The 26,378-nt window shown below is 46.3% G+C and carries 25 protein-coding genes; 11 read left to right on the top strand and 14 right to left on the bottom strand.

From position 1 onward, the window contains the following. Positions 1-271: 271 nt before the first annotated feature. A complete protein-coding gene (locus NCI00_RS26305) occupies positions 272-1,258 on the bottom strand; it encodes a glycosyltransferase family 9 protein (RefSeq protein WP_253532605.1) in 987 nt (328 codons plus the stop codon). 78 nt (positions 1,259-1,336) lie between these two features. Between NCI00_RS26305 and NCI00_RS26300 the strand changes: the two genes are divergently transcribed. Beyond that, a complete protein-coding gene (locus NCI00_RS26300) occupies positions 1,337-1,660 on the top strand; it encodes a hypothetical protein (RefSeq protein ID WP_114067660.1) in 324 nt (107 codons plus the stop codon). 32 nt (positions 1,661-1,692) lie between these two features. Here the strand turns inward: NCI00_RS26300 and NCI00_RS26295 are convergent, their stop codons facing one another. From NCI00_RS26295 to NCI00_RS26280, 4 genes are all read right to left on the bottom strand, one after another. Beyond that, entirely contained in the window at positions 1,693-2,259 is a 567-nt protein-coding gene (locus tag NCI00_RS26295) for a precorrin-2 dehydrogenase/sirohydrochlorin ferrochelatase family protein (protein ID WP_253532603.1), read from the bottom strand. Between the two features lie 41 nt (positions 2,260-2,300). Continuing rightward, complete coding sequence (locus NCI00_RS26290) at positions 2,301-2,741, bottom strand: DUF2147 domain-containing protein (RefSeq protein WP_253532602.1); 441 nt, start codon at positions 2,739-2,741, stop codon at positions 2,301-2,303. A gap of 140 nt (positions 2,742-2,881) precedes the next feature. Further along, complete coding sequence (locus NCI00_RS26285; RefSeq protein ID WP_114461829.1) at positions 2,882-3,184, bottom strand: hypothetical protein; 303 nt, start codon at positions 3,182-3,184, stop codon at positions 2,882-2,884. Then, positions 3,157-4,632, bottom strand: coding sequence for a xylulokinase (locus NCI00_RS26280; RefSeq protein WP_253532600.1), 1,476 nt, complete (start codon positions 4,630-4,632; stop codon positions 3,157-3,159). Before NCI00_RS26280 ends, NCI00_RS26285 begins: the two co-directional genes overlap by 28 nt. A 214-nt stretch (positions 4,633-4,846) precedes the next feature. Here NCI00_RS26280 and NCI00_RS26275 point away from each other — a divergent pair, with 214 nt between their 5' ends. After that, a complete protein-coding gene (locus NCI00_RS26275; protein ID WP_114461827.1) occupies positions 4,847-5,701 on the top strand; it encodes an alpha/beta hydrolase in 855 nt (284 codons plus the stop codon). A gap of 17 nt (positions 5,702-5,718) precedes the next feature. Here NCI00_RS26275 and NCI00_RS26270 read toward each other — a convergent pair whose 3' ends face one another. From NCI00_RS26270 to NCI00_RS26260, 3 genes are all read right to left on the bottom strand, one after another. Continuing rightward, positions 5,719-6,645 (bottom strand): hypothetical protein, encoded by a 927-nt coding sequence (locus tag NCI00_RS26270; RefSeq protein WP_253532598.1) that lies wholly within the window; start codon positions 6,643-6,645, stop codon positions 5,719-5,721. Positions 6,646-6,722: 77 nt separating this feature from the next. Continuing rightward, complete coding sequence (locus tag NCI00_RS26265) at positions 6,723-7,940, bottom strand: NADP-dependent isocitrate dehydrogenase (RefSeq protein WP_253532596.1); 1,218 nt, start codon at positions 7,938-7,940, stop codon at positions 6,723-6,725. A 62-nt stretch (positions 7,941-8,002) separates the two neighbouring features. Next, the gene (locus tag NCI00_RS26260; protein ID WP_253532593.1) at positions 8,003-9,385 is read right to left on the bottom strand and encodes a hypothetical protein; all 1,383 of its coding nucleotides are present in this window, start codon (positions 9,383-9,385) and stop codon (positions 8,003-8,005) included. A gap of 129 nt (positions 9,386-9,514) precedes the next feature. Here NCI00_RS26260 and NCI00_RS26255 point away from each other — a divergent pair, with 129 nt between their 5' ends. Genes NCI00_RS26255 through NCI00_RS26245 form a run of 3 tightly spaced genes read left to right on the top strand, consistent with a single transcriptional unit; the run spans position 9,515 to position 10,938 of the window. After that, entirely contained in the window at positions 9,515-9,724 is a 210-nt protein-coding gene (locus tag NCI00_RS26255) for a hypothetical protein (protein WP_253532589.1), read from the top strand. A gap of 29 nt (positions 9,725-9,753) precedes the next feature. After that, positions 9,754-10,131: a GxxExxY protein gene (locus NCI00_RS26250; protein WP_253532586.1), complete on the top strand. Its 378-nt coding sequence runs from the start codon at positions 9,754-9,756 to the stop codon at positions 10,129-10,131. 27 nt (positions 10,132-10,158) lie between these two features. After that, the gene (locus NCI00_RS26245; protein WP_166556777.1) at positions 10,159-10,938 is read left to right on the top strand and encodes a TIGR00266 family protein; all 780 of its coding nucleotides are present in this window, start codon (positions 10,159-10,161) and stop codon (positions 10,936-10,938) included. A 148-nt stretch (positions 10,939-11,086) separates the two neighbouring features. Here NCI00_RS26245 and NCI00_RS26240 read toward each other — a convergent pair whose 3' ends face one another. The 3 genes from NCI00_RS26240 to NCI00_RS26230 all read right to left on the bottom strand — a co-directional run bounded on the left by NCI00_RS26240 (position 11,087) and on the right by NCI00_RS26230 (position 17,583). After that, a complete protein-coding gene (locus tag NCI00_RS26240; RefSeq protein WP_253532583.1) occupies positions 11,087-12,568 on the bottom strand; it encodes a DUF1501 domain-containing protein in 1,482 nt (493 codons plus the stop codon). A 2-nt stretch (positions 12,569-12,570) separates the two neighbouring features. Further along, a complete protein-coding gene (locus tag NCI00_RS26235) occupies positions 12,571-15,324 on the bottom strand; it encodes a PSD1 and planctomycete cytochrome C domain-containing protein (RefSeq protein ID WP_253532580.1) in 2,754 nt (917 codons plus the stop codon). Between the two features lie 81 nt (positions 15,325-15,405). Then, on the bottom strand, positions 15,406-17,583 hold the full coding sequence (locus NCI00_RS26230) for a M28 family peptidase (protein WP_253532577.1): 2,178 nt from the start codon (positions 17,581-17,583) through the stop codon (positions 15,406-15,408). Between the two features lie 259 nt (positions 17,584-17,842). On the opposite strand from NCI00_RS26230, the gene NCI00_RS26225 reads away from it, so the two are divergent. Beyond that, entirely contained in the window at positions 17,843-18,319 is a 477-nt protein-coding gene (locus NCI00_RS26225; RefSeq protein WP_162793834.1) for a hypothetical protein, read from the top strand. Positions 18,320-18,364: 45 nt separating this feature from the next. Here the strand turns inward: NCI00_RS26225 and NCI00_RS26220 are convergent, their stop codons facing one another. From NCI00_RS26220 to uvrA, 3 genes are read right to left on the bottom strand one after another with little or no spacing between them, the layout of a single operon-like run. Continuing rightward, entirely contained in the window at positions 18,365-18,634 is a 270-nt protein-coding gene (locus NCI00_RS26220) for a Txe/YoeB family addiction module toxin (protein ID WP_253532574.1), read from the bottom strand. Continuing rightward, positions 18,631-18,891, bottom strand: a complete 261-nt coding sequence (locus tag NCI00_RS26215) for a hypothetical protein (RefSeq protein WP_253532572.1) — start codon at positions 18,889-18,891, stop codon at positions 18,631-18,633. The genes NCI00_RS26220 and NCI00_RS26215 overlap by 4 nt, the downstream gene beginning before the upstream one ends. Before the next feature lie 34 nt (positions 18,892-18,925). Continuing rightward, positions 18,926-21,793: an excinuclease ABC subunit UvrA gene (gene uvrA / locus NCI00_RS26210; protein WP_253532569.1), complete on the bottom strand. Its 2,868-nt coding sequence runs from the start codon at positions 21,791-21,793 to the stop codon at positions 18,926-18,928. Between the two features lie 203 nt (positions 21,794-21,996). On the opposite strand from uvrA, the gene NCI00_RS26205 reads away from it, so the two are divergent. The 5 genes from NCI00_RS26205 to frr all read left to right on the top strand — a co-directional run bounded on the left by NCI00_RS26205 (position 21,997) and on the right by frr (position 26,234). Then, the gene (locus NCI00_RS26205) at positions 21,997-23,283 is read left to right on the top strand and encodes a glucuronyl esterase domain-containing protein (RefSeq protein WP_253532567.1); all 1,287 of its coding nucleotides are present in this window, start codon (positions 21,997-21,999) and stop codon (positions 23,281-23,283) included. A gap of 85 nt (positions 23,284-23,368) precedes the next feature. Next, positions 23,369-24,271 carry a DMT family transporter gene (locus NCI00_RS26200; RefSeq protein WP_310586795.1) on the top strand — a complete coding sequence of 301 codons (903 nt, stop codon included), beginning with the start codon at positions 23,369-23,371 and terminating at the stop codon, positions 24,269-24,271. A gap of 33 nt (positions 24,272-24,304) precedes the next feature. Further along, positions 24,305-24,805 carry an acyl-CoA carboxylase biotin carboxyl carrier protein subunit gene (locus NCI00_RS26195; RefSeq protein ID WP_166556786.1) on the top strand — a complete coding sequence of 167 codons (501 nt, stop codon included), beginning with the start codon at positions 24,305-24,307 and terminating at the stop codon, positions 24,803-24,805. 67 nt (positions 24,806-24,872) lie between these two features. Beyond that, the gene (pyrH, locus tag NCI00_RS26190) at positions 24,873-25,595 is read left to right on the top strand and encodes a UMP kinase (RefSeq protein WP_166556787.1); all 723 of its coding nucleotides are present in this window, start codon (positions 24,873-24,875) and stop codon (positions 25,593-25,595) included. A gap of 78 nt (positions 25,596-25,673) precedes the next feature. Continuing rightward, the gene (gene frr, locus NCI00_RS26185) at positions 25,674-26,234 is read left to right on the top strand and encodes a ribosome recycling factor (protein WP_114067638.1); all 561 of its coding nucleotides are present in this window, start codon (positions 25,674-25,676) and stop codon (positions 26,232-26,234) included. Positions 26,235-26,378: the final 144 nt, after the last annotated feature.

Raw genomic sequence — 26,378 nt, 5'->3', positions numbered from 1 at the left:
AACCGAAAAATGTAGAACTGAGAAACTGAAAAATGCAAAACCGCGAAATGTAGAACCGCGAAACTGAAAAATGTAGAACCGAAAGGTTAAATCGGGAAACCGAAAAATGTAGAACTGAGAAACCGTGAAATGTAAAACCGAAAAATGTAGAACCGTAGAACCGCGAAAATGAAAAAGACGTGTGGTTTTTAACGAGCTGTATTTTAAACTTTTACATTTTATATTTTTCTGTTCTTCTGTTTATCTGTTACGTTCTTCTGTTACTTCCGCTCTACTGCCAGCTTTGTCGTTTTAACTCCTTGATTTCAAATGAAAACGACAGTTCGTTCATGCACTTGAAATGACCCTTCGGGCAGCGTTTGTGGCCGATTTTGGAGCATGGACGGCAGGTAAGCTGCCGATTCTCTAGCATGACAAACTGCGTTTGGTACGGATACATACCAAACTCGGGAACGGTATTTCCCCAAATCGAATAGATTTTCTTTTTGAAAGCCGCCGCCACGTGCATCAGACCCGTGTCGTGACTGAATACCAGCTTGGATTGCTGAATCAGCGAAGCAGATTGGTTAAAATTACACTTACCGCAGGCGTTATAGATAAAATGCTTACCGATGGCTTTCTCAATCATATCGCCGTTGGCGGCATCCTCTTTTCCACCTAAAAGAACGACGGGAAAATTGATTTTTTCGCACAGTTCAATCATGCGGTTGAGTGGGAGTTTTTTGGTCTCGTGTTGGCCGCCTATAGCGTAGGCCACAAACCCCTTTTGGTGACTTTCGGGAAGCCAATCAGGCTCGATAATATCGCGATAAGGAATGAAATAATCTAGTCCTCGGTCATCGTTGACTACCCCCAATGTTTGCAGTGTGTGGAGGTAACGGTCTACAATATGGACGTTGGGTAAAGCGTTTATTTTCCAGTTGACATACAACCATTTTTCCCAATTCAGCTTGTTAAAACTAATCGCCTGCACGCCAAGTACAGCTTTGATTTGAAGGGTTCGGAGGTTTTGGTGAAGGTCAATGACGAGGTCAAATTTCTCCTTCCGAAGGTGCTTTGCAATGCCCCAAATGCTTCCTTCCAACAGGTGTAACTGGTCGATATAAGGGTTGTCGGTGAGCAGATATTTGTAAGAAGCTTTGGTCAAATAATGAATTTCCACATCGGGGCGCTGTGTTTTGAGGCAACGAACAACTGGGGTGGTCAAAACAATGTCACCGATGGAAGAAAAACGAATAATCAACACTTTCAGGGACATAAAACGTATAAGGGTTGGAAGAATTTGACTTTTAGTACAAAACTAACTAATTTTACTGAAAACCAGCCTCCTACTCAGATGAATGATAAACTCTTTGATCTTAAAAATGATCGCCGTTTGAGCGTTTATTTATACCGAATGGGATTCGGGACGTGGTTACTTTATATTTTGATGGGAGCGCCTTTTCTGCATCAATTTATTATGTACCGCACCCATTGTGCCATCATGTGCGTGATGCTGATGGTGTTTGGCTTATCGGCTTCAATGTATTATGATTACTATCATCATCACCGTGAGTTTGAACAAAAGAAGAAATGGCTTATCGTTAGTTATATCGTATTGGCGGGCCTGATTTACTTCTTAATCCTGAGAGATAAGCCTTTTAATTTCAATTTGTTTTAAGCCTTAAAAACGGCATCGCTACCTGCTTTACCCTACTTCATTACTTTTGTGATTTCATTCAGCTTATCCATTTTTTCCTGAAAATCTCCTTTCAGCTTATTTCTGATTTGCTGTAAATTATCCAATGTCTCCTGCAAAGTATCGGGCAGGATTTCTTCCAATACTTCACGGAATCGTTTGGCAAAAGTCGGCGACTTGCCGTTGGTCGAAATCGCAATTTTTAAATCTCCTTTTTTGACGACTGAGCTTAAATAAAAATCGCAGAGGTCGGGGGTATCGGCTACGTTTACGAGTAGGCGTTTGGCTTTGCAATCTTCCTGTATCTTCCGATTGACACTCTTATCATTGGTACCCACAATCACCAAATCTTTTTCCTCTAAAAAAGAGGGGCTGTATACATCAACCACGAGTTTAACATGGGGGTGCTGATGCGCTAATTCGTGGATTTCGGCCCGTATTTCGGGCGCAACGAGCGTTACGTCGGTTTGGGGAGCATTGGCCAATACCGCCGTAAGTTTTTCCAATCCGACGTAGCCGCCGCCCACAATGAGTACTTGAAGTTGTTCGAGTTTTAGAAAAATAGGAAAGAGCGTATTCATTTAATGTGATTTATGTAGTGGGTTTTGATGAGTCGAGCCGTTTATTTTACTCTCACCCAACTATCGGTGCGGCCAATGAGCGACACGCCAATGAAGCCGCGTACATCCAGTTGATTGGCATTGGTGAGCTTGATTTTGCAACTATACTCTTTGCCAGTTTCGGGGTCATAAATTTTGCCGTCTTCCCAAGTATTATTGCCTTCGTATTTAAAATCACGTAGGTTGACCAAACCCAATAAATGCCGACTTTTTTGATGCACATCTGGGTTTTGGGCGTCGGTTCGGGGTTTGCCAGTGGCGGGGTCATTGGGTTCTTTGAGCCACACAATTTTTCCGAAATATTTATCACCCTGTTTATAAATTTGGACATGGCCCTTTTTGGAGCCAGTAAGCCAAGTACCCAGACAGGCATCGGGATTGGTACCAGCCAGTACCTGCATTGACAAAAACAGCAAGAAAAGAAAAATGTGAACTTTCTTCATGGGTAAGTATGTTGGGTTGGTTTTGTAGAAAAACGTAAATCTGGCTCGGTTTGTTATGACATCAATAAAAGGTTGTTGCCTCAAGTACCACAAAAAAAGCCGACACTCGTCGGCTTTGTATTTTTTTACTCAAAGGTGAGCTAGATTTCTTTGTGTAACTCGTTGTGGTATCCTGCAAAAATAATTCCCTGAATGAGGGTGCCGAGAAGGGCAACGAATACATCGCCAAATACGAACAACAAAACGATAATAACCAAAAAGTAGGCCAGTAGCCAACCCCAGTGAACTTCCTGTTCTTGATGCGCTTCCATGTGAAAACGTTGTTTTTGTGAGTGATTGCCTAAGAAATAACGCTGCAAGTTAGGGATAAATCCCCCTTTGTCAAAGTACAGCGCTTTGACAAAGGGGCGAAATGTTATATTTTTTTCAATGCTTCTTCCCAAACGGCGTAGGTGTTGGCATATTTTTCTTGTAAATCGGCCAATGGCTCCACCGTGGCGATTTGCGTCAGGCCGTTGAAGGCTGATTTGAAATCAAACACCCCCGTACCAATACCCGCCGCCCGGGCGGCTCCCTGCGCTCCGTCGGTATCATACAACTCAATGGTAGCGCCCGTGGTGTTGGCAAAGGCTTCCCGGAACAATGGGCTTAAAAACAAATTGGCGTGACCCGCGCGTACGGTATGCGTTTGGACGCCCATTTCTTTCATTACCTGTAAACCATACTGAAGCGCAAACACAATACCCTCCTGCGCCGCTCTGAACACGTGCGCGGGCGTGTGGGTATTGAAGTTGATTCCTTGCAACTGACCACCCAACAAACGGTTTTCGAGCACGCGCTCGGCTCCGTTGCCAAAAGGCAAAAACGTGAGTCCTTCGGCACCGACGGGCGTTTGCGCGGCCTGCTGGTTCATTTCATCGTACGAAATACCGCCCGCAAAACGACGCACCCAACTGTTCAGAATTCCCGTTCCGTTGACGCACAGCAATACGCCGTTGCGTTGCTCTTCGGGAGTACTGTTGACGTGCACAAAGGTATTCACGCGTGAGAGTGGGTCGGAGGTAGCTTGAGCATTGATGCCGTACACCACGCCCGAAGTCCCCGCCGTAGTAGCTACTTCGCCCGGATTCAGCACGTTGAGCGAAAACGCATTGTTGGGCTGGTCGCCGGCGCGGTAGGCGATGGGAATGCCTGCTTTTAAGCCTAACTCTGCTGCTGCCGAAGCCGAAAGCTGACTTTGGGGAGAGAATGTATCCACAATTTGTGGTATCAATGACGAATCAAACCCGTATAAGTCGAGGAGTTTTTGTGAAACTTTTTGCTCCGCAAAATCCCAGAAAATTCCTTCAGAAAGCCCCGAAACGGTGGTTTGCGGCGTACCCGACATGCGCAGGGCGAGATAATCTCCGGGCAGCATGAAATACCGAATTTGCTCAAAAATCTGTGGTTCTTTGTCTTTTACCCATTTGAGCTTTGACGCCGTAAAATTGCCCGGTGAATTGAGTAAATGCTGCAAACTATAATCATTGCCTAAGTCATCAAAAGCATGATTGCCGATTTCAACGGCGCGGCTATCGCACCAGATGATGGAAGGGCGTAGGGGGCGTAAGTCTTTATCAACTACCACCAAGCCGTGCATTTGGTACGAAATACCAATGCCCGCTACCAGCGCGGGGTCAAAGGGATATTTGGCTTTTAACTTATGCGTGGCATTGACGGCTTCCTGCCACCAACTGTCGGGGTGCTGCTCGGCCCAACCCGCTTCGTGGGCAATCATTCCCATTTCCTGATCGGGCGAGGTGCCCGTGGCGAGGGCTTTGCCCGTTTCTATATCCAACAAAGCAACTTTTATGGACGAGCTGCCTACGTCGTAGCCTAAAAGGTATTTCACAGGTAAATAAGTTATGGTAAGTTAATATGCAAAAAAGCGAAAAATGGCCGATTTTACTTAAAATCAAGGCAAAGGTAAGCACTAAGCGCTTTTCATTCACGCAAAGTCGCTAAGGAGCAAAGAAATAAAAGTAGGGGCAATGAAAATTCTCATTCCTTACTCTCACTTCCCACGTCTTTATTGCTATTTTCGTAGAAAAAATAGGTTAAAACCGATGCTTGAGTTTTTTACCACCGAACGCCTGATTTGGATTGGGGGGATTTATGTCGTCCTGTGCATTGTTGCGTATTTGATTCAGGGGAAATTTATCTTCAAACCCGAGAAGCTCCCGCAGGATTTTGAATACAAATACGAGGATTTGTTTGAAGAGCTTTTTTTTGACCCCGAACCCAATGTGCGCATTAATGCCCTGCGTTTTTATCAGGAAGAAGCCTCTCGCGGATTATTGATTTACTTTCACGGCAATACGCGCAGCATCAAAGGTTGGTCCAAATACGCCAAGGATTTTACGCAGCACGGCTACGACGTATTGATGATTGATTACCGTGGTTTTGGAAAAAGCGTAGGCAAGCAAACAGAAGATGGTATCAAAAACGATGCCCAGTACATCTACAATAAAATGCGCTCCAAATATGGATATGTTGAAGAAAAAATCATCATTTACGGGCGTTCGTTAGGCTCGGGCTTTGCGACCAAACTTGCCTCGGTCAACCACCCTAAAATGTTGATTCTGGATGCACCATATTACAGTTTTACGCGTTTGACCACCCGTTTTCTGCCATTTTTACCCGTTTCTTACATTCTCAAATTTTCCATTCGTACCGATGTTTGGATCAAATACGTCAAGTGCCCTATTTACATTATTCATGGTACCAAAGATGTGCTGATTCCATTTCGGTCGAGCGTACGCCTCGCCAATCTGGTGCCGCAATCGTCGCGCCTGATTCCTATCTATGGCGGTGGCCACAACAACCTGCCCGATTTTCCCGAATACCATCGCCACCTAGCCGACATCCTCAACGACCGCTTTGATTTGATCTTTGATAAATATGAGAAACGGTTGGAGTGAGGGGGATTTGAATTGCCCTACCGCCTTCCCGAAGCCGTAGGGGCCTGGGCCAGTTCAATGCGTCGATTTCGGTAGCTTTGGGTGGCTACATCGCGCAAAACGTTGAGTGAGTCGGCGGTGTTGTAGGAAGATAGGCCACCGTAAATAACGCCGTCGATGGATTTGAGGGCATCGGCCAACTGCGCATTGGAAAGGTTATCGGTAATCTCTTTGGTAGTGTAGGTGGCGTAGGGTTTACGTTCGAGGCGTTGGAGATACATTTTCCAAAGAATCACGGCTTTTTCGGCGTTGTCGATGCCTTTTTTGCCGGTCACATCGCGCGTGAGTCGTGAGAAGTTTCGTTGAAATTCCTGATTGCGACGAAACATCAAAAACAGCTCCCACTGCCGCGTGAGGGTTTCTCCAAAGAGTAAATAAACGCCCGTTCCAATCAACAAAACCAACAGAGAAGCGAGCAGGATAAAAGGGAAGTTGGTCTGGTTTTGGAGCGGGATAATCTGCGTATCGGCTTTCAGATCAAGCGTATCCAAAGCGCCTTCTTTGATGAGCTCCTTTAAGTAGATAGAATCTTTGGCGGAATAAACGGCGGTACAGTCGCGGCCCGTCAAAATCCAGACGGGCACTTCCAGCGTTTGGATTTTGTCCAGTTCAAACGAAAGTAAGGTATAGACTGCACTGTCCAAACTGCCCGATTCGTTGGTCTTGGTAGGGAAATAATCAGACTTCGTAATTTGAAAAGGGCGAAAATCAGCGCTGGTATCGGGAAAAAAAACTTCGATTTTGGGAGAATGCCGAAAACTCAGGGCGTATTGAAAAGGCTTGCCGATTTCAATGCTGTCGGTCAGAAAGCGCCCCTGTGGTCGTTGCGCCTTTAGTGAGTTGACAACAAAGCAGAAAGTGCAAAGCAGAAATACGCGAAGGACTTTTCCCATCATTGACTCCATAAAAGCGAACCTGTTCTTTAAAAAAAGGAAAGGTAAGACGTTTGTCTCACCCTTCCTTTTTTACTTTGTACGTATGATTACTTCGCCAATTTTGCTTTCAAATTAGCATCGATGGCATCCAAAAACTCTTCGGTATAGAGGTAATGCTCACCGTGGTTTACTTTGTTTCCGTGGATACAAACGGCCAAATCTTTGGTCATTTTTCCGCTTTCTACGGTTTCAACGCATACTTGCTCCAAGGCTTCGCTGAAGTCGATAAGTGGCTGGTTGCCATCGAGTTTGCCACGGAAAGCCAAGCCACGAGTCCAAGCAAAGATAGAAGCGATGGGGTTGGTAGACGTTGGCCGTCCTTTTTGGTGCTCGCGGTAGTGGCGCGTCACGGTGCCGTGAGCGGCTTCGGCTTCCATTGTTTTTCCATCGGGCGTCAACAATACAGAAGTCATCAAGCCCAATGAACCAAATCCTTGCGCTACGGTATCCGACTGTACGTCGCCGTCGTAGTTTTTACACGCCCACACAAAGTTTCCGTTCCATTTCAGGGCAGAAGCCACCATGTCGTCGATGAGGCGGTGCTCATAGTGCACGCCCAAGGCTTTGAATTCGGCTTCGTAAATTTCTTGGAATATATCTTTGAAACGACCGTCGTATTTTTTGAGGATGGTGTTTTTGGTAGAAAGGTACAAAGGCCAGCCTTTCTGCATTGCTACCTGAAAACATGAACGGGCAAAACCGCGAATAGATTCGTCGGTGTTGTACATTGCCATGGCTACGCCGTCGCTTTTGTAGTCGTACACTACGTGCTCAATCACGTTTCCGTCTTCGCCTTCAAACTTGATGGTCAGTTTTCCTTTTCCTTTGGTTACGAAATCGGTAGCGCGGTATTGGTCTCCAAATGCGTGACGACCTACGATGATGGGAGAGTCCCAGTTGGTTACCAAACGCGGAACGTTCTGACAAACGATAGGCTCACGGAAAACCGTACCGTCCAAGATGTTACGGATGGTACCGTTGGGTGATTTCCACATTTGTTTCAAATTGAACTCCTTTACGCGGTCTTCGTCGGGCGTAATGGTGGCGCATTTGATACCTACACCGTACTTTCTGATGGCGTTGGCGGCATCGATGGTTACCTGGTCGTTGGTTTCATCGCGGTATTCAACACCAAGGTCGTAGTATTTAATATCAACGTCTAAATAAGGAAGGATAAGTTTATCTTTAATAAAACGCCAGATAATGCGGGTCATTTCATCGCCGTCCAGTTCAACGACGGGGTTTGCGACTTTGATTTTTTCCATGTGAGCGACTAAAATTGGGATAGTGATGACTAAATTGAGGATGCAAATATAACCAACTAAGTTTAGGAAGCCTTACGTATTCGTGACCAATTTGCAGCAATAACCAATAATGCAGGAGCGGCATTGTAGACCAAAAACTGCATTAAAACCGACAAACTGAGCAATAATGTGGCACTAAATAGCAACATTACATAAAAAAAGGCTGCGGCTAAAGGTGGATTTACTGGCACGTTACGCTTAAAAGCAGCATCCAGCCATTTATATACTACTGCAATAACTGCAGACCCTAATCCTACCAAAAGATAGCCACCGTTATAGTACAACTCACCCACCACTGGAATTACCTTGTCTTGCGAGACCAAGGACTGAAAGTACGCCAAATTATAAATATACGGGCCGCTTTGCTCCCGAAAGGCTTTTCCAACAATGGGAATGGGTTCTAAAAGAGACGCAATCAGCGTAAACGATGACGGTTGGATGGAAAGTAGCGGCGTAATTTGATAAGGGCTCCCGACGTAGAGTTGGTGTGCTTGAACAATATATTCCCAGCGATTCAAATATTCGTCGAAAAGCGTTTTCAGCACTTCGAAATCTAATGAGGGTTGTACGCGTACATAGCCAAAGAAAAGTAAAAGCAGAAGGAGTGTTGAAAACACCATCGCCCACCTAAAATGATAGCGTGTTTTCCAGTTGGCACACATCACACTCATCAGCGTTAAGAGTGGATATAGAATGTTGGAGCGATTGCTGCTCAGTGTGCCTGCCAAACAAAGCAACAACCATGGAACTTGCCGTAACCAATGGATTTTACCCTTTTTAGTTTTCCACTTATACCACATAAGCAGTACACCAAAAGCCCAAAATCGTTGGCCAATATTTGCCAAAAATCCCACAAAGGTTGCATTTTGCTCAACGATTTCTCGGGTTACGTACGTAAAAATCGCGCCTGATAAATAATTTTCGAACGAACCATAAAGTAAAGAGAGCGAAATAAGCGCGACCAGAAAATAAACACTGGCCCATGTAGTCAGAAATGAGAAAGCAATAACGGGTCGGAGAATCTGTTTTTGTGAAAAGCAACTCCAACCAACAACAAAAGCCCCGAATGAAACCAGCGTTATACAGATTTCGGTAGAAATATCCTGGTTAAGATGATGTTCAACAGGAATCATGTTGCCCACCACAATAATTTCTAAAGGAATAATGACGAGCTTGTTAAACCACACAAACAACATGAAGTTTTTGGGGGTAATGACGGTTAAATCGGGGCGGAAGCATTTAATAGTGCCTGAAACACTCCCCCAGGCTAGTGGCAATAATAATAGTAACAACTCATTTTGAGGCCTGAAAATGGGGTCAAAGCGTAGGAGAATTCCGACACCGGCCAACAAAAAACAAAGCAATGAGAATGGGCCCCACCACGTTTTACCGAATACCGATGCCAAGTTGGTAACTATTTTTGATAAACCTTTCGCCCTGTTTTTTGACCAAAAAAAATCTAAAAGTCACCGTTTAGTCAGATAGGGTTGCGAATGGTGAAGCAGGTACTTATTTTCGTAAAAAAATCGACGGATATGACGAAGAAAAAAACAACTCCTCCCGAAAGCGCCGAAAAGCCGCGAGTACACAAAGATTTGGATGGCTTTGACATTCGAATCAATTCATTCGGCGAAATCACATCCACGATTGATATTGATAAAATCAATCAGTTTTTGAATAAACACGTGGACGATAAAAAGCTCCGTTCGCGCGATGATTTAAATGAAAATACCGAAGAACCCTGATTAGGCTTGATTATTGAAAAGGTATTAAAATGGAAAATGCAGAACTAACCCATAAGGTTATTGGCTGTGCCTTTGCTGTTCACAATTCGCTTGGTAGTGGTTTTCAAGAGCTCATTTATCACCGCGCATTAGCTGTTGAATTTCGTCACCAAGGCATCGGCTTTGAATCTGAAAAAGAAATGAAAATTTCTTACAGGGGAGAGCACATTGGGGTTCGTAGAGTGGACTTTTGGATTGAAAATCAAATTATGCTTGAGATAAAAGCTGTTAGTCAATTGGAAAATGTGCATTTAGCCCAAGCCATGAATTATTTGGAGGCCTATCAGGTATACATAGGTCTATTAATAAATTTTGGGGCGAAAAGCGTTGAATGGAAACGCGTTTACAACAATAAACTTATCAAATAGAATTTTAAAATCAAGGTTAATCTAGGTATGAATTCACACGAAATTGATTACAAGATTATTGGCGAGGACATTCAAATCGTCGAAATCGAATTAGACCCCAACGAAACGGTTATTGCCGAAGCGGGCTCTATGTTATTTATGGAAGATGGCATCCAGTTTGAAACCAAAATGGGCGACGGGTCAAACGCTACCCAGAGTCTCATGGGCAAAATCTTTCAGGCGGGTTCGCGCCTGCTCACGGGAGAGTCTTTGTTTATGACGCATTTTACCAACCGTGGTTATGGCAAACGTAAAGTAGCTTTTGCCGCGCCGTACCCTGGCACGGTGATGCCTATTGATTTATCGAAGATTTACGGCAACTCATTGATTGTCCAAAAAGACGGATTCCTTTGCGCTGCCATGGGAACAAAATTGAATATTCACTTCAACCAGCGTCTTGGTAGTGGCTTGTTTGGCGGTGAAGGCTTCATTTTGCAAAAATTACAAGGTGATGGATTGGCGTTTGTGCACGCTGGTGGGGTAGTGATTGAGCGTCAGCTCAACAACGAAACCCTGCGCGTAGACACCGGATGTGTGGTCGCTTACGAGCCTTCTATCAATTTCAGTGTGCAGCGTTCTGGAAGTCTTAAATCCATGGTTTTTGGGGGAGAAGGTATCTTTTTAGCCACGCTTCAGGGAACGGGGCGTTGTTGGATTCAGTCGATGCCAATTTCTAAATTGGTTGACCGCCTGTCGGCTTACGGACCACAATCTCGCAAAGAAAGCGGCTCGGTATTGGGCGGCTTAGGTAATTTGTTTGAAGATTAGAAGCAAATTTGGAGTTCGGTTCTGAGGTGCCGTCTGGTTCTCAAACCAGACGTTCAGAGTTTCTCAAAACCCTGTGCATAAATAAGTTAGGAAGATAAACATATAGTTGGCCACAAGGGCGGCCCGTAGGAGCCGCCCTTGTGGCCGTTTAAGCAATCACTTCTTTTATCACCTTTCCACTTACATCAGTGAGACGAAAATTACGGCCTTGAAATTCGTAGGTAAGTTGCTCATGGTCAAAGCCTAATTGGTGCATGATGGTGGCCTGAAGGTCGTGGATGTGCGTACGGCCGCTGATGCCGTGGTAGCCAAATTCGTCGCTTTCGCCGTGCGAATACCCCTGACGAATACCGCCGCCTGCCATCCAACACGTAAACGCGTCGGTGTGGTGGTCGCGGCCTTTGAAAGGCATTACTTTGCCGTTGCGGTTCTCGCGCATGGGTGTGCGGCCAAATTCCGTTCCCCATACCACCAAGGTTTCATCCAGCAAACCACGCTGTTTTAAATCCATCAACAGGGCGGTCATGGAGCGGTCGATGGTTTCGGTTTTTCGACGAAGTCCCACTTCCAACGATGTGCCTTCTCCGTCGCCGTGCGTATCCCAACCCCAATCGTACAATTGCACAAAGCGTACGCCTTTTTCGACCAATTTACGGGCCAACAAACAATTATTGGCAAAACTGGCTTCGCCGGGCTTGGTGCCGTAAAGCTCGTGAATGTAGGCGGGCTCTTTGCTGATGTCCATTACTTCGGGTACAGAGATTTGCATGTTGAAAGCCATCTCGTATTGCGCAATGCGAGCGAGGGTTTCGGGGTCTTTAAATTCGTCGTATTGTTGGCGATTGACCTCCGTCAATGCATCAATGGCTTTACGCCGAAGGTCGCGGTCGAGGCCGTTGGGGTCGCTTAAAAACAGCACTGGGTCGCCTTCAGAACGACACTGAACGCCCTGATAAACAGAAGGAAGAAATCCACTCCCCCAGATACTTTTGCCTGCGTCGGGAGTTTTTCCACCCGAAGTCAGCACTACAAAACCCGGTAAATTTGAATTTTCTGAACCCAATCCGTACGTACTCCAAGCTCCCATGCTCGGGCGTCCTAGACGGGCACTGCCAGTGTGCATCAGCAGTTGCGCGGGTGCGTGGTTGAACTGATCGGTGTACATGGCTTTCAGGAATGAAACCTCATCTACGACCGATGGGAAATAATTGAAATAATCAGAAACCCACGCGCCTGATTGACCATGTTGTTTGAAATTCCCCACCGAGCCAAGCATGTCGGGTACGCCACGAATGAACGCAAAGCGTTTTCCTTCCAGAAATGACGGCGGACAGGGCTTTCCGTCCAATTTTGCCAATTCGGGTTTATAGTCCCACAGTTCCAACTGCGAAGGCGAGCCACAGAAGTGCATGAAAATTACCGATTTGGCTTTGGGTGCAAAATGTGGATGGCGCACCGCTAGCGGATTTAAGTCAAGTGGTGCAGAAGTTGCCTTTTTTGAATCAGTCGTACAATTTCCCAGAATACTGCCCAGCGCCATCATGCCAATGCCCGAAGTGCATTGCTTCAAAAAATGGCGGCGGGTTTCAAATTGCGCCTGTGCCAATCGAAGTTCGTCGTTTAGCTTCATAATTATTGCTTTGAAATAAACTCGTCCATGTTCAACATTGTATTGGCCACAAAAGCCAGGGCTGCGTCGTTTGGGGTGGCCGATTCTCGGCCAATCCAACGTACCGCTTTCCCTCTCTCTTTTTCAAATCGACGCAGGGCCTCGGCGTAGAGGTTTACCAATACTTTCTGTTTTGCGGGAGGAAGGGCGCGTCCCGTCATGAGCCAATAGCCGCGTTGGAGTTTGGAAGGCACACTTTTGCCGCCTTCTTTTTCCATACGCTCCGCAAATTTGATGGACATTTCCACAAAAGCCGAATCATTGAGCGTGACCAATGCCTGTAAAGGCGTATTGGTCCGGATGCGCCGAGCCAAACACACATCGCGGTTGGAGCCGTCGAAGGTGAGCATACTTGGATACGGGCTTGACCGCCTGATAAAGGTATAAATGGCGCGTCGGTAGGCGTCTTCTCCTTCGCTTCGTTTCCAACTAATGCCACTGTACACCACTTGCCAAACGCCCTGCGGTTGATACGGCATGACGGGTTTTCCGTACATTTTATTGCTTAATAACCCACTGACAATGAGTGCTTGGTCGCGGATTTGCTCGCCCGTGAGGCGTACTCTCGGTCCACGCGCTAACCAACGATTGGTGGGGTCTTGGGCAATCTGCGCATCTGTGGCGCGGGAATCTTGTCGATACGTAGCCGAAAGCACGATTTCTTTCAATAGTGGTTTCATTTGCCAATTATACTCGTGCATGAATTTATACGACAAATAATCCAATAATTCAACGTGAGTGGGCGTAAAGCCTTGTGAACCAAAGTCTTCAAGGGTTTCGACGAGTCCTGTTCCGAACAGTTGTTCCCAAAAACGATTCACGGCCACGCGGGCGGTCAGTGGGTTTTGTTTTGACGTGAGCCATTGGGCCAAGCCCAGACGATTGCGGGGGGCATTTTTGGGAAATGCGTGCAATGATTTAGGAACATCGGGTGCAACGGCGGCGGCGGGGCTTAAAAAACTGCCACGTTCAAACACACGCGTTACACGGGCGTATTCGGGAGGGTTTTCTTGCATGATGGGCATCGTTTCGGCCGATGTCACCAGTAGTTTTTGGAAGTTGGCATATTGCTCTTCGTAGCCAGGTTTTCCTTTCCCTGGAAAATCTTCGGCCCAAAATGCGACCCACATCAGCGCCGCTATATCGTCTTTTTGGTCTTTAACTTTGGCATTGGTAAACGAAAAATGTAAATCCTTGCGGGTCGAAAACGGCGGTAAGTCAATATAGGCAATTTGGAAACTCCGGGACGTATCGAGTTTTGTCGTGGCTACAAGTGGCCCGTTGAGGCTGTCGGTGCTGATTCGGACTACGGTTGCGGGTTGCCTTGAACGGTAGTAAAGTAATATTTTTCGTTTGCCTCTGACAGGGGCTTGTTTCAAGCGAAGCGAGCCGTTGTTTTGCAGCATAGCGGCGGCGGTAGGTTCTAGCGTGCCATTTTTGTATTGGTCAAACAGGTGAAAGTAAATCCTAGGTTCCAGCGTACGAACATAATGCGTGTACTGCTCGGCTTTTTGTGGGGTGGTATTTTTCTTTAGCCATTCGGTCAGCTCATCCAGTTTCTTTTGGTCTTTTTCTTCGAAAAACCGCAAGAATGAAGCTTCGTCGCTGACGTCTTGGTCGCTGGTATTGTTGAGGAAAGCCATGAATTTATAGTATTCCTCGTGTCGAAAGGGGTCGTAAGGGTGGCTGTGGCATTGTACGCACGAAAAGGTGGTTCCTTGCAATGCTTCCCAAGTGGTACTGACGCGGTCGAGCACTTCTGAGGTGCGAAATTCTTCGTTGTCGGTGCCTCCTTCGTCGTTGTTCATGGTATTGCGGTGAAATCCCGTGGCAATGAGTTCGTTCTCAGTGCGATTGGGCAACAAATCACCCGCGAGCTGTTCGGTGATAAATTTATCGTAAGGCTTGTTTTCGTTAAATGCTTTGATGACCCAATCGCGGTAACGCCAAATATTTCGGGCATCGTCTTTTTCATAACCTCTTGAGTCCGCATAACGCGCCAGATCAAGCCACATCCCCGCCCAGCGTTCGCCAAACGCGGGAGATGCCAGCAATGAATCCACCACGGTTTCGTAGGCTTTGGGGCTTTTATCATTTAGGAATTTCTCGTATTGCGCAGCCGTTGGGGCCAAGCCTGTAAGGTCAAGCGTAACCCTGCGCAGGAGCGTAGCGCGGTCGGCTTCGGGCGAAGGGTGCAGAGCATCGCTGTTTTGTTGCTGTTGTTTTTCAAACACAAAACGGTCAATGTCGGAATTGCCCCACGGTATTTTTTGAAAAAGTTTATCCCACCAACTGGGCTGTGGGGCACTTTGTTTTTCTACGGGGCTGTATGCCCAATGCGTGCCCCATTCGGCTCCTTCGTCTACCCAATCTCGCAGAATTTCAACCTCCTCATCTGTGAGTGGGTCGCCCTTTTTGGGCATCCGTTTTTCGGGGTCGGAATGCGTCAGTACTTGAATGAAAGCAGAACCGTCGGCGTCCCCAGGAATGATGGCAGGCTTGCCCGATTTCGTTTTGGCGAGGGCTTCTTCCCGAAACAACAGGCTAAAACCGCCCGCTTTTTTCACACCTCCGTGGCAAGCCATGCACTTTTTATTGAGAATCGGTTTTACCTCCGTGTTGAAATCAACGTGATTGTCGGGGCTAATGGCTAACCAAGCCCCGACAAAAACCAGCGCTGATACACTCAGTAAGACCTTATTATTGGGCCATTTCATGCGTTACATAAGATTATAAATTACTCTACTTAATAAGGCAGAAATGAACTTAAGATACTCAAAGTCTTAGATTTGCCAATCTTAATTTTTGGCTCCTCCCAACGAGGAAGGACTTCCTCCTAATTGTTGGTTCATTGTTACAATTTTCGTATTCAGTGTTTCAATGGCTTTGGCGTGTCGCGCTTCAATATCGGGCAGATTGGCCGTTGATTTAAGCGATGCTTCATACTGAAATGCGGGCAACATCCACGATGCATAGCCGCTGTACGGGTCAGAAGAAGCGTACAACGAGCGGTACCACGAACCGTAAGCCATACCTTTGGGGTCAAGGAAGGCCTTTTCTAAATTTCGCAATTCTTTGTTAATGGCCGCCACTTTAACTTTGTCAAGTTGCTCAGAAGCCAATAGGGTTTTGATGCGGTTTTCAAACTGCTCGGCGTTTTGTTTCAGGGTTTCTACTTGCGCCAATAATTTATCAATCGAATAAGCTGGTTGGTAGGCTTTGATGGCCTTTTCAGCGGTTTTGAGGTGCGTTGTTAAATCCGTTGCGTAGCGAGAAACATCATACGGCAAAATATCGGCATTGGCCAACCGCAGTGACATGGTACCTACTACTTGCTCCACCATCGGACCCATTGTGTAGGTAGAATCCACAAATTTGTTGTAGAAAAACAGGTCATCATATTGCGAATGGTAAAGCGTAGGCCCGCCTACGCCAGCGCTCAATGAAGGAATGCCCGCGTGCATATAAAAAGCAATGTGGTCAGAGCCACCGCCTAAGTTGCCAATCGTTGGCTCATCGGCTACGGCTACGGGAGCGGCGCTGTTGATGCCTACGGTGCTACCTCTTTTGCCTCCTTTTTGGGCCATCCAGTGTTCATAAACGGTTTTGTTCGAATCGGGATATTGAACGGATTGTGTGGCCTCAATGAGCAATTTTTTCAGTGAAGGAGAAGAGCTACCACCGAATATTTTTCCTGAAACCGCCGCGTCGTAGTTCATGTAGGCTACGGCTTTGGCGCTTAGCTCATCGCGCATTTGCTCCACCCATTCGGCTGAGCCGATTACGCCGTGTTCTTCCGCATCCCAGTGGCATATTTTTACCGTACGTTTCGGTTTTTGAGGTAATTTCCCCAAAGATTCAGCCAATGTTAAGAGCATAGCGGTGCCGCTGTTGGGGTCGGTAGAGCCAAATGACCATGCATCATAATGGCAGCCTGCAATGATCCATTCATCCGGAAATTCGCTCCCCGTCAGCGTACCTACTACCTGATAAATACGTACAAACTCTTTGTCTTGTTTTACTTTTAACCTCACTTTCAACTCCGAGCCACCTTCCAAACGATAAGCCAAGGGCAATCCGCCTTGCCAGCCAGCTGGAACGGCTTTGCCCGTCATGCGTTTGAGGATTTCAACGGCCGAGCCCCACGGCAGGGGCGTGACGGGGATTTTGTGGAATGCCGCATCTTTGGGGTCGAGGCGTTTGATTTTTTTAGGGCCATCCAAGGGCAAGGCTGGTTCGAATGGAGTTAATGGGTCGCCGGTATAATCGACGGTCAATAATGAACCGCGCTGAATGGTGTTGTCGTTGGGTTGGGAGCCTTCAGGGAAAGTTACACCTTTCATGTAGCCATTGTCGGCGGGGTCGGTATAGATAATGACGCCCGCCGCTCCAGCGGCTTCGGCGTGTTTGGCTTTGTACCCACGGAAATTGCCGCCATAACGCGCCAGCACGATTTTGCCTTTGACCGAAATGCCCATCGCTTTCAATTTCTCAAAGTCTTCGATACGGCCATAGTTGGCATATACCACTTCTGAGGTAACATCGCCAGAGCCTGAGTAGGAATTCCAACCGGGAGTAAGGCGCGCATCGGCTGAATATTTATCTTCTTTGATGATAAACTCACGGTTGTTGAGCGGCATCCGAATGGGTTCCACGACTTCAACCAAGCTTTCACCGGGTGTTTTGGAAAGATAAATATCGTGCGGAAAAATCTCGACCTGTAATCCTGCCTTGCGCATCACATCGGCGATGTAATCACGCACTTTCTCATTTTCGGGCGTGCCCGCCAAGTGTGGTACACTGGTGAGTTTTTGAAGGTGGTTTTTAAAACGCTCGGCAGATTGTTTGGTACGGTATTCTTGTTCGACCTTTTCTTGTTTCGATTGATTGGCAACTGAAAAACCACTAATGGATTTTTGGGCGTGGGCATACATGCCGAGGAATAGCAAACTGCCCGTAATAAAGGTGTGTTTCATAAAGAAGAAGTTGATGAGAGTTAGTTAGGTTTAAAAAGAAATTTAGCGCTTACTGTGTTGACCAAAAAAATATAAAAAAGCCCTAATAAGGTATTTTAAGGGGGTTTTTAGGAGCAGTTCAGGTTGGTGTAGCAAGTTACTAAAATCTTTTAAAAACGTGTTAACAATCATTAACCAAGCCTTTATAAACCTTTATGATTTTCTGCGTTCTAAGAGTAAAATAAGCAAAATCATTGTACCATTAAACCAAATAAATGCCATGAAAAAGTTAGTATTTGCCGCCGCCATGATCTTAGTAGCTTTCGGAAGTGCCAATGCCCAATGGGGTAACAATGACCGCGACCGCCGGTACGATGACCGATACGATAACCGCCGCGACGACCGAGGATACGGAAATCGTGATGACAATCGTGGCTATGACTCCCGCAGCGGAAGGGGCGGAAATATGGGCGACCGCATTGATGATTTTCAGCGCGAAGCCCGCCGCCGGATAGCCGACGGAATCGCGCAAGGGTCTATATCGTCTCGGGAGGCAAAAAATCTGATGCGTGATGTGGAGCGTATTGAGCGCAAAGAGCAAATCTTCTGGCGCGACCGGGTGCTCAACCCCCGCGAACGTCGTGAATTAACCTCAGATTTGGCAGCGCTTAACCGCGAAATAACCCATGAGAAACGAGATAATGAGCGTTCGACCTATGACGACTACGGTCGCAATGGTCAACGTAGAGGATGGTGAGTAGCGACAAAGGGCCGAAATTTTCGGCCCTTTGTTTTTTTTTCGCTATTTATCTCCATAATGTCCTTTAACTGAAATAACTAAAATCAAATCGTCAGATTCTACTTTGTACACCAGACGATGTTCATCGGTAATTCTGCGAGACCAATACCCTTTTAAGTCGCCTTTCAGCGGTTCTGGCTTACCGATTCCCTCAAAAGGATGCCGACGAATATCTTTTAAGATTTCATAGATTCGTTTGAATGTATTTCGATTATATATCCCCCAATCCGCAAGGTCGTCAAAAGCATCGGCGTCAAATACTAATTTTCTCATTTTTGCAAAAACCGATTAGCGAGGTCATCCAGTTCGACTTCGGAGATTTCCACTACTTCAGTTCTAGATTCAACATTAGCGGCGGCATTCTTTAAACGTGCCCAATATGCTTCTCTATCTTCGGGTTGGTTAAGGCCAAAGTCTTGCGAAGCAGTCACGGTAATTTGTAACTCTTCCTGATTTTTGAAAAGAGCTTTGATAATTTCGATAAACTCGCTCGTAAGTTCGTCGCGACGCAGCACAAAGGTTGATTCCATAACTATTGCCTGTTTTTTTCAAAATTACATTTTTCTACGCTTGTAATTCCAATTTCAAATATTTTCCCGTAAAACTCTCCTTCACCTTTGCTACTTTTTCGGGGGGGCCTTCGGCAATGATGCGCCCACCGGCATTGCCGCCTTCGGGGCCGAGGTCGATGACGTAATCCGATACTTTAATCACGTCCATGTTGTGCTCAATAATCAAAACGGTGTTGCCTTTATCGACGAGCTTGTTCAATACATCCAGTAAATGCCGAATGTCCTGAAAATGTAATCCGGTGGTCGGTTCGTCCAGAATATAGAGGGTTTGGCCCGTATCTTTTTTGGAAAGTTCTTCAGCCAGCTTTACCCGTTGCGCTTCACCACCTGAAAGGGTAGTGGCGTGCTGGCCGAGGGTGATGTAGCCAAGTCCTACGTCGTTGAGCGTCGATACTTTACGCAAAATTTTAGGAATACTTTCAAAAAATTCCAACGCCTGTTCCACGGTCATGTCGAGCACGTCAGCAATGGATTTTCCCTTGAAACGCACCTCCAAGGTCTCACGATTGAAGCGCTTTCCTTTGCAGGTGTCGCAATCTACGTACACATCGGGCAGAAATTCCATTTCTATTTTTTTCATACCTGCGCCTTCGCAATCTTCGCAGCGGCCACCTTTGACGTTAAACGAAAAACGGCCTGGCTTATAGCCCCGGATTTTGGCTTCGGGCAGTTCGGCGTACAGCGACCGAATCTCCGAAAAAAGATTAGTATACGTAGCTGGATTGGAGCGCGGTGTACGGCCGATGGGCGACTGGTCTACTTCAATGACTTTATCGATGTGCTCCAGACCTTCCACGCTTTTGTAAGGTAGCGGTTCGCGTTTGGAGTTGTAAAAATGGCGGTTCAGAATCGGAAACAACGTTTCATGAATCAACGACGACTTGCCGCTTCCGCTCACGCCAGTTACGCAGAGCATTTTACCCAAGGGCAGATTAAGCGTAACGTTTTTAAGGTTGTTGCCCGTTGTCCCTTTTAAAACAATGGTTTTTCCGTTGCCTTCGCGGCGTTTTTTAGGAACATCAATGGCGATTCGGCCGCTCAAATAATCGGCGGTCAATGAGCCGTTTTTTAAAAATACCTCGGGTGTACCGTACCCTACTACCTGCCCGCCGTGGCGGCCAGCACCGGGGCCGATGTCGAGGATGTAATCGGATTCGAGCATCATGTCTTTGTCGTGTTCGACGACCAAAACAGTATTACCCAAATCACGTAATTTTTTCAATGAATCAATGAGTCGCACGTTGTCGCGCTGGTGTAGACCAATGCTGGGTTCGTCCATGATGTACAACACGCCCGTAAGCTGCGTACCGATTTGGGTAGCCAAACGAATGCGTTGTGCTTCTCCGCCAGAAAGCGTTTTCAGCGGACGGTTGAGCGTTAGATAATCTAGGCCAACATCCAACAAAAATCCGACGCGCTTGCGAATCTCTTTCAACACTTCGCGACCAATCAACTGCTGACGTTCGGTGATACGGTCTTCCAGACCATTGAGCCAATTGGCCAATTCTCGAATGTCTATATTGGCTAAATCAGCAATGTTTTTATCGTCAATCTTGAACCACAACGCTTCTTTTTTCAAACGCGCCCCCTGACAATCGGGGCAAGTGTTGATGGTCATAAAATCTTTGAGCCAATCCTGAATCTTCTCCGAGCCATTTTCCTGCTGGCGGCGCAAAAACGTAATGATGCCTTCATATTTGGTGTTCCATTCGGTGCCTTCATACTTTTTGGAAGGAACGGGTACCGGCTCATCGGTCCCGTTGAGCATGAGGTCGATGGCTTCAGGTGGGAACTTATCAATTGGTGTGCTGAGGGTTACTTTGAAGGGCTTTAACAGAATTTCCAATTGTTTGAAAATCCACAAATCGCGGTATTCGCCAATAGGCGCGATGGCTCCCCGGCTCAGACTGAGACTTTTGTCGGGAATAACGCTTTCGGGTGTAATTTCTTCCACCACACCCAAGCCTTGACAGGTCGGACACCAACCATAAGGAGAATTGAACGAAAAACTATTGGGCGCAGGGTCGTCGTAGCTGATACCCGCGACGGGGTCCATGAGGTTTTGGGAAAAATAATGAACTTCATTTTTTTTATCCAACAACATCATCACGCCCTTGCCCTGCTTCAGGGTCGTTCCGACCGATTGACTCAAGCGGAAACGTGACTGCGAGTCTCCAGCATCAGCTTTGGGAATGAGCCTATCCACCACAATTTCAATGTCGTGAATTTTGTAGCGGTCGAGCTGCATTTTGGGCGTAATGTCCAACACCTCGTTGTCTACGCGGACTTTTGTGTAGCCGAGTTTGGCAATTTGAACAAACAACTCGCGGTAATGCCCTTTTCGCCCTTTGACGACGGGGGCTAATAACGTTACTTTTTGATTCTCAAATTGATTCAGAATCTGGTCAATGATTTGGTCTTGCGATTGCTTCACCATGGGTCGTCCCGTCACGTAACTGAAGGCATCGCCGGAGCGAGCGTACAGGAGGCGTAAAAAGTCGTATATCTCGGTCACGGTGCCGACCGTAGAGCGCGGATTGCGTGACGTGGTTTTTTGTTCAATGCTAATCACGGGGCTGAGACCATCGATTTTATCCACATCGGGGCGCTCCATATTGCCCAGAAAACCACGGGCATAAGCCGAAAAGCTTTCCATGTAGCGACGCTGTCCTTCGGCATAAATGGTGTCAAATGCTAAAGAAGACTTACCACTGCCGCTGATGCCCGTCACCACGACGAGTTTGTTGCGCGGAATGGTGACGTCAATATTTTTAAGGTTGTGCTCGCGGGCACCCATGACCTCAATGAGGTCGTGGCCAGTGAGTTCGATGTCTGTAAGGGTAGGTTTGTGATTGTCCATGAATTGGTAACGCAAAACGAAGGCGCAAAGTTACCAACTATTCGGGGTTAATAGGAGCTTTATAAAAGTTTTGATGAATAGAGAATAGGTCAATTTTTTCGGTAATTACCCAACAAACAATAGAATCATACAACCAGCGTCTTTTGGGTAAAAAGCAGGTATATTTTATGAAAAAGAAAAGTTATACCCAAAGACCGATACTTATGCACAAGTTATCCACAATTAAGGCGGCAATCCACACTGTTTTAGGTGTAATGATGTCGTTAAATGTTTTTGCCCAAAAGATTCCCGTCAATTATGACGAATCAAAAATGCCCTCTTTTACGTTGCCCGACCCGTTGGTGCTCCCCAATGGCAAGCCCATCAAATCAAAAGACGTGTGGGAGAAAGCGGGCCGGCCAGCGGTGTTGAAACTATTCGCAGAAAACGTGTACGGGGTCAATCCATTTTCGGGGGCGGTAAAAATTGCTTCTGAGGTGAAAACCGTCAACGAAAATGCGTTGAATGGCAAAGCCATTTCTAAGCAAATTACCCTGCGGTTTCCCGAAATTTCCCCCACGTTGACGCTCGATATTTTGCTGTATTTACCCAAGAATGTGAAACAAGCCCCCGTTTTCGTTAGCCTCAATTTTACGGGAAATCACACCGCCACGCACGAAAAAGACGTATTTGTAACCGAAAAATGGGTGAATTCTGGTTTTGATAAAACCTTTGTAAACAATCGAGCAACGGATGCCTCTCGCGGAATTGCCGAACGGAGATGGCCCATGGAAGCCATCGTAGCGCGGGGCTACGCGGTTGCTACCGCTTACTACGGTGACCTCGAAGCTGACCATAACGAAGGTTGGAAAACGGGCCTTCGCTCCGTATTGACGCCCGAACAGCGCGAAAAATGGAGTGCCATTGGGGTTTGGGCGTGGAGCATGAGCCGCATGGTGGATTATTTAATCAAAAATGAATCCTTGATTGACGGGCAAAAAGTGATTGCTTTGGGCCACTCACGCATCGGAAAAGCCACGCTGTGGGCAGCCGCAGAAGACCCGCGTTTTGCGATGGTTATCTCCAACGATTCTGGTGAAGGTGGGGCGGCCTTGTCGCGACGGTGGATTGGCGAAACGGTAGAGCATCTCAACACGCAATTTCCGCATTGGTTTTGTGCCAACTACAAAAAATACAATAAAGCAGTGGCGGAGCTGCCAGTAGATTCGCACGAATTACTGGGCCTGATGGCCCCGCGTCCGCTGTACGTAGCCAGTGCCACCGAAGATATTTGGGCCGACCCCAAAGGGGAGTTTTTGGGAGCAGTAGAAGCGGAAAAGGTCTATCAATTGTACAAAAAAACGGGTTTGGGAACCAATACAATGCCCATGCCAAACAGTCCGGTTGGAAAAACCATCGGGTATCACATCCGCGAGGGGAAACATGATATTCTGCTGTATGATTGGCAACAATACATGAACTTTGCCGATAAGCACTTTGAAATCAAATAAACCCACTATTTTTGCAGCGGCAAAATGTCATGTATTGTGAGTGTTGACGATTTTGCCGTGGGTCTTAACGCTAATCATTTCAAAAGTGAACGATTCTTCTAAAAGTCCCCTTCAGGCGTGGATACTGTTGGTATTAGTAGCCCTTACTTGGGGAACATCGTTCTTTTTAATCAAAAAAAGCCTGATTACGTTTAGCGTAACGGAGGTAGCAGCGGGGCGATTGTTTTTGGCTTCGCTGTTTTTTATTCCTATCATGGTTAGCTCCCGTCGTCAAATTCCCGTTGATCGTTATCCTTATTTATTAATATCTTCTCTGACAGGATTTGTCATTCCAGCGTTTTTGTTTGCCTTAGCGGGCACTAAACTAAACAGCTCTTTGTCGGGAATGCTCAATTCCCTGAGTCCGTTGTTTACGCTCGTGATTGGCGTGGTGTTTTTTGCACAACCGCGTCGTCCTGTGCAGATTATAGGCATTTTGCTGGGGTTGTTGGGTTCTTCTTTTTTGATTTTTTCTAAAGGGGCGGGGGCTTTAAATATCGCTAATCCCTACGCGTTTTTGATTTTGCTTGCCACAGTGTTGTATGGTATTAATATCAATACTATTTCACGCCATTTGAGTCATTTGCCGTCGTTGGCCATGACCTCTTGGACGTTTGCTTTTACGGGTCCTATTTCATTTGTTATCTTGTTTTTTACGGATTTCTTTCCCAAAATCACCCTCGCTGAAAATTTCCAACCGAGCCTTATTTTATTGGCGTTGGGGTTGGTAGGCTCGGGCTTGGCGTCGGTGTTGTTTAACCGGATAGTGCAATTGGCTTCTGGCTTGTTTGCGGCGTCGGTTACGTATTTAATTCCGATTGTAGCCATCAGCTGGGGGCTTTTTGACGGTGAGCGGATTAGTTTTCAGCAATATCTCGGAATGGGCATTATCCTGACGGGCATTTATTTGGTCAATCGTCGAGAGCGGCTTAGTATTGCCAAAAATTGACACGAAATACCTTTCTCTTTAACCAATATTACTATGTTAAAAGTAACCATCAACGAACGACAGACCTTTGACATTGATTCTAATAAAGGGCAAACAACCCTAAACGGTCAGCCTTTTCAGTGGGACTTGGTGGCGTTGGACAACGGACGTTTTCATATTTTGCAAAACGGTCGTTCGTACAATGCCGAAGTTATTGAAGCTGATTATGCCGAAAAAAGTTTTAAGGTCAAAATCAACCAAAGCACTTACACCGTTGCCGCCAAAGACCGTTTTGATTTATTACTGGAGCAAATGGGCATGACTGGTGCCGCCAAAAATAAAGTCAATAACCTCAAAGCACCCATGCCAGGGTTGATTTGGGACATCAAAGTGCAGGTGGGCGATGTGGTCAAAGCGGGGGATGTGGTCCTTGTATTGGTGGCCATGAAAATGGAAAATGCCCTTAAATCACCAGGAGAGGGAGTCGTAAAAAGTATTAAAATAAACAAAGGAGATACGGTGGATAAAAACCAAATCTTGATTGAATTTGAATAAATAATGAGTTCATTGACCAACGTTATGGACTTAAATTGCACAATACAAACTAACTAATATATCAACCATGTCTCAACCTAAATATAAACGTATTCTTCTCAAACTTAGCGGTGAAGCACTCAGCGGTGCTGACAAAAAGCAGGTGATTGATTTTGACATTCTCCAGCAGTTTGCCAAAGAAGTAAAAACAATCGTTGATGCTGGCGTACAAGTGGCAGTGGTCATTGGAGGAGGTAATATATTTCGCGGAGCCTCGGTTGAAAAATCAGGCATTGACCGGGTACAGGGCGACCACATGGGAATGCTCGCTACGGTCATCAATAGTATGGCGATTCAGAGTTCACTGGAAAAATTTGGCATGGTAACTCGCTTGCTATCAGCTATTAAAATGGAGCAGGTAGCCGAGCCGATGATTCGCCGCCGGGCGGTGCGCCACTTAGAAAAAGGCCGTATCGTGATTTTTGGCGCGGGCACGGGTAATCCCTATTTTACTACCGACTCAGCAGGTGCGCTCCGGGCCATTGAAATCAACGCAGATGCTGTTTTGAAAGGAACGCGCGTGGACGGAATCTACACCGCCGACCCCGAAAAAGACCCCAACGCAACTCGTTATGAGAAAATTTCGTATGATGAAGCATTGGCTAAAAACCTTAAAATCATGGATTTGACGGCCTTTGCGTTGTGCAAAGAAAACAATTTGCCAATCATCGTTTTTGATATGAACAAACCAGGCAACCTACTGCGCCTCATCAATGGCGAATCGGTAGGAACGTTGGTAACGAACGAATAAGAAACTTTAATTTTACCCAACTAATCAGGGATAGCCCCTATATCTCACAGTTAACGAATAAAAATTAAAACAGTAGCAATGGAAGAAGTCGAATTTTATCTCGAAGACGCCAAAGATACGATGGACCGGGCAATCAAGCACTTGACCATCGAGTTAGCAAAAATCCGCGCGGGAAAAGCCTCGCCGTCGATGTTGGACGGAATTCAGGTGGAATATTACGGAGTAATGTCGCCGCTCAACAACGTAGCTTCCATCACAACCCCCGATGCGCGTACGATTACCATCAAGCCGTTTGAGAAAAAACTGATTGGGGAAATAGAAAAAGCCATTCGGAACAGCAACGTTGGATTAGCTCCCAACAACGACGGTGAAAACATTCGCCTCAGTATTCCGATGCTGACCGAAGAGCGTCGCCGCGATTTGGTAAAACGTGTAAAACAAGAAATCGAAACCGCAAAGGTCAATATCCGGAACATCCGTCAAAGCACCAACGGCGATATTCGTAAACTGACCAAAGAAGGCGTTTCGGAAGACGAGGTGAAAATCGGAGAAGAGCGCGTTCAGAAATTAACCGACGGTTTTATTTCAAAAGTAGACCAAATCTTTGCCGCAAAAGAGCAGGATATTATGTCGGTATAAGCCTTGAATTTGAGTATCAAGTAGGCTTTCCTTGGAAATTACTTGGGACTTTGTTTTTCTTTAAAAACCCCAGCTAACTATTGCTGGGGTTTTTAACTTTTGATTAACTTACCACAGAATAATACAACATTTACAAATTTTTCA

The organism is Runella salmonicolor, assembly GCF_024158025.1.
Taxonomy (GTDB): Bacteria; Bacteroidota; Bacteroidia; order Cytophagales; family Spirosomataceae; genus Runella; species Runella salmonicolor.
The sequence above is the reverse complement of the archived record's forward strand: the minus strand, read 5'-3'. Positions and strand labels throughout refer to the sequence as shown.